Origin of the sequence: Mesorhizobium sp. M7A.F.Ca.CA.002.09.1.1 (assembly GCF_003998555.1) — a bacterium.
Lineage (GTDB): Bacteria > Pseudomonadota > Alphaproteobacteria > Rhizobiales > Rhizobiaceae > Mesorhizobium > Mesorhizobium ciceri.
The window spans coordinates 1-3,834 of sequence record NZ_RZRR01000554.1 but is presented as its reverse complement, the minus strand read 5'-3'; the positions used below and the strand labels follow the sequence as shown (position 1 = coordinate 3,834).

Annotated in this window: 3 protein-coding genes and 1 pseudogene; 3 read left to right on the top strand and 1 reads right to left on the bottom strand. The window is 64.5% G+C overall.

Translation table 11 applies throughout. The annotated features are described in order from the left end of the window. Positions 1–301: pseudogene (locus EN994_RS21820) on the bottom strand (citrate synthase); the annotation flags it as partial. Positions 302–393: 92 nt separating this feature from the next. Here EN994_RS21820 and EN994_RS21815 point away from each other — a divergent pair. From EN994_RS21815 to EN994_RS21805, 3 genes are all read left to right on the top strand, one after another. After that, positions 394–1,482 (top strand): citrate synthase/methylcitrate synthase, encoded by a 1,089-nt coding sequence (locus tag EN994_RS21815; protein WP_063169184.1) that lies wholly within the window; start codon positions 394–396, stop codon positions 1,480–1,482. 178 nt (positions 1,483–1,660) lie between these two features. Then, positions 1,661–2,452: a 3-hydroxybutyrate dehydrogenase gene (locus tag EN994_RS21810; RefSeq protein ID WP_063169183.1), complete on the top strand. Its 792-nt coding sequence runs from the start codon at positions 1,661–1,663 to the stop codon at positions 2,450–2,452. Positions 2,453–2,501: 49 nt separating this feature from the next. Then, on the top strand, positions 2,502–3,632 hold the full coding sequence (locus EN994_RS21805) for a patatin-like phospholipase family protein (RefSeq protein ID WP_027162499.1): 1,131 nt from the start codon (positions 2,502–2,504) through the stop codon (positions 3,630–3,632). Positions 3,633–3,834: the final 202 nt, after the last annotated feature.

Here is a 3,834-nt window from a genome sequence, read left to right as displayed (position 1 = left end):
CGGAGAGCACTGCGGCGTCCTGCCCGCGATAGATAAGCCGACCGCGCGAGACGGTCGAAATCGCCGTTACGATCGAGGGCTCGCCCCAGGCGATGGCGCTTTCGGCGATGACTGACGGGCTGCGGCCGCGCGCCCGGCGGGTCGCCAGTGCGGCGATATCGTCGGCGCGGTACTGGCTGCGGCGCGGATCGGCGCGGTTGGGCCGCATGCCGATGCGCCCACGGCTGACATAGGCGTACAGCGTCTGCGCCCGCACCTTGAGTCTCTCCAGCGCCTCTTCCCGGGACAACCACTCGGACATATCGAGCCCTGATATTGATTATATTGATCAAGATTGATGGAAACGTTGCCCATCTCTATCTCCGATCCGGAAATGCTTCAAGGAGACAGGCTATGGCGAATGGGCTCGATGATGTGGTGGCGGCGGAAACCGTGCTTTCCGATGTGGATGGTCTTGGCGGCCGTCTGACGATCCGAGGTCATTCGCTGCCGGAACTGGCCGGCCGTTGGAACTATGCCCAGGTGGTTAGGCTGCTGCTCGACGGCTTCTTCAACGACCTTCCCGATGATGCGCAACTGACGCGGGCGCTGGGACAGGCGCGTGCGGACGTGTTCGAACGGCTCTTGCCCTCGCTGCCTTTGCTGGCGCCGCTCGATGTCTACAGCGCCATGCGCGCCGGCATGGCGCAGCTGCCGGATGGCGAGACCTTGACCGACGCCTTGCTGCTGATCGCGGCGCCCGCCGTGCTGACGCCGGCGCTGCTGCGCCTGCGGCGCGGCGAGCAGCCGATCGCGCCGGACAGCCGCACCGATCATGCCGCCGACATGCTGAGGATGCTGGGCGGCCGCGTCGCCTCGCCGGCGCTCACAAAAGCGCTCGACACCTATCTGGTGACCGTCTGCGACCACGGCCTCAACGCATCGACCTTTGCGACGCGCGTGGTCGCCTCCACGCAGGCCGGCCTGACATCCTCTGTGCTGGCCGGGCTTGGCGCGCTCAAAGGGCCGCTGCATGGTGGCGCGCCTGGCCCCGTCATCGAGATGCTGGATGCGATCCAGGCGCATGGCGATGCCGCCGGCTGGCTGCGCAACGAGATCGCGCAGGGCAGGCGCATCATGGGGTTCGGCCATCGCATCTACCGTGTGCGCGATCCGCGCGCCGATGTGCTGAAGGCCGTCGTGCGGCAACTCGGCGGCGAGGGCGAAACCGGTCGCCGGCTGGCCTTTGCGGAGACCGTCGAGCAAACGGCGCTCGAGGTGCTTAGGATCGCCAAGCCGCAGCGTTCGCTGCAGACCAATGTCGAGTTCTACACCGCGCTGGTGCTGCAAGCGGCGGGCTTTCCGCCGCAAGCTTTCAGCAATGTCTTTGCCGCCGGGCGCGTGGCCGGCTGGATCGCGCATGCGCGTGAACAGCAGACGACTGGACGGCTGATCCGACCGCAGTCGCGCTATGTCGGGCCGGTGCCGGACCTGGTCGCCTGAGGTTCTTTCGGCGCCTGGCGAGCGACTCCGATCCGATCAGGATCCTCCTGGTGAGCGGCCGTGTGGCCGCTCATGACGAAAATTTCATCTCGTCGAAAAATTCTGGCCGCTGTTATTGCGTCGCATTGAGCATATATGCTGCACTGCAACATAAGATCGCTCTTGCCGCAACCAGAGGATTTCGACCTTGGCCGCCAGAAAACACGCAGTCATCACCGGCTCCACATCGGGCATTGGCCTGGCCATCGCCCAGGCGTTGGCGGCCGAAGGCCATAATGTCGTCGTCAACTCCTTCTCCGACACGGCTGCCGACCACGCCATCGCTGACGCGATCGCCAGACAGCACAAGGCGAAGACGGCCTATATCAAGGCCGACATGTCGAAGCCGGCCGAATGCCGGGCGCTGATCGCCAAGGCGGCCGAGACATTCGGTTCGGTCGATATTCTCGTCAACAATGCAGGCATCCAGCATGTCGCGCCGGTGGAAGAGTTCCCGATCGAGAAATGGGACGCCATCATTGCCATCAACCTGTCGTCGGCGTTCCACACCATCGCGGCCGCCATCCCGCTGATGAAAAAGGCCGGCGGCGGCCGGATCGTCAACATCGCCTCGGCGCATGGCCTGGTCGCGTCGCCGTTCAAATCGGCCTATGTCTCGGCCAAGCACGGCATCATGGGATTGACCAAAACCGTTGCGCTCGAACTGGCGCGCGAAAAAATCACCTGCAACGCCATCTGCCCCGGCTATGTGCTGACGCCGCTGGTCGAGGCGCAGATCCCCGCCCAGATGAAAGCCCATCAGATGGACCGCGAGACCGTCATCCGTGAGGTCATGCTGGACAAGCAGCCGACCAAGGAATTCGTCACGGTGGAGCAGATCGCGGCAGCGGCGGTGTTCCTGTGCTCGGACGCGGCGGCGCAGGTCAACGGCACGCAACTGTCGGTCGACGGCGGCTGGACCGCCGCGTGAGGCGCAAAACTCTCTCATCCACCCAAAGGGATAGATCAAGGACGACGCCATGACCAAGAACGGCAAGGCGGAGGAGACGAAGAAGATCAACGTAGCGCTTCAGGGCGGCGGCTCGCACGGGGCCTTTTCCTGGGGTGTGCTCGACCGGCTGCTGGAGGACGGACGGCTGGAGATATCAGCAGTGTCCGGCACCAGCGCCGGCGCCATGAACGCGGTGGCGCTGGCCGACGGATATGTGCGCGGCGGAGTCGAAGGCGCGCGGCAAAAACTTGACGATTTCTGGCGCGCGGTGGCGGCCAAGGGGCGGTTCAGCCCGGTGCAGCGCATGCCGTGGGACGTCGCCTGGGGCAACTGGTCGATCGAGAACACGCCCGGCTATCTCTTCTTCGATACCATGTCGCGGGTGTTCTCGCCCTATGTCGCCAACCCACTCGGCCTCAATCCGCTGCGCGACGTGGTGCAGCAGGAGATCGATTTCGAGAACGTCCGCGCCTGCAAGTCGATGGAACTGTTCATCTCGGCGACCAATGTCGAGACCGGACAGTTGCGCGTCTTTTCCGACGGGGAGATCGACCTCGATACGGTGATGGCCTCGGCCTGCCTGCCGCAATTGTTCCGCGCCGTCGAGATCAAGGGCGTGCCCTATTGGGATGGCGGCTATGGCGGCAATCCGGCGCTTTATCCGTTCTTCAAGACGGCTGCGACCGAGGACGTGCTTCTGGTGCAGATCAATCCGGTGGTGCGCGAGGGAACACCAAGAAGCGCCAACGAGATCCAGAACCGCATCGACGAGATCACCTTCAACGCCGGGCTGCTGCGCGAATTCCGCTCGATTGCCTTCGTCAAGGAGCTGATCGCCGCCGGCCGTCTGCCACATGGCGAGTACCGCGACATCCGCATGCACCGCATCGATGCCGACGAGGCGTTCAAGGACCTGTCGGCGTCCTCGAAGGTCAACGCCGAATGGGCGTTTCTGACCTACCTCAGAGATCTCGGCCGCACCGCCGCCAGCGACTGGCTGGAAGAGAATTACGACGCCGTCGGCAAGCGACCGACGCTCGATCTCTCCGGCGAACTGGATGACGGCTTCAAGCCGGTACGCGGTCCGGCACCCGGCCGGCGGGTCAAGGAATTTCTTGCGGCCCGCAAGAACCCGGAGGCAGAGCGCCGGCGCGCCTGAGCGACCAATCGATGTGCATCGATTGGTCCGCAATCATGCTTTCAAGGTCAGGTCGATCACCCTGATCAGGGCAGCGGCTGCCTGCCGCTGCCCTTCCGGATCTCTGATCCGCGCCTTCATGCCTTCCAGCCCGTCGAGCAGCATGTCGGCAAGCAGTTGCGCCGACAGGCCCCTGGCCGCCAGATCGACGCCGTTCCTGGCT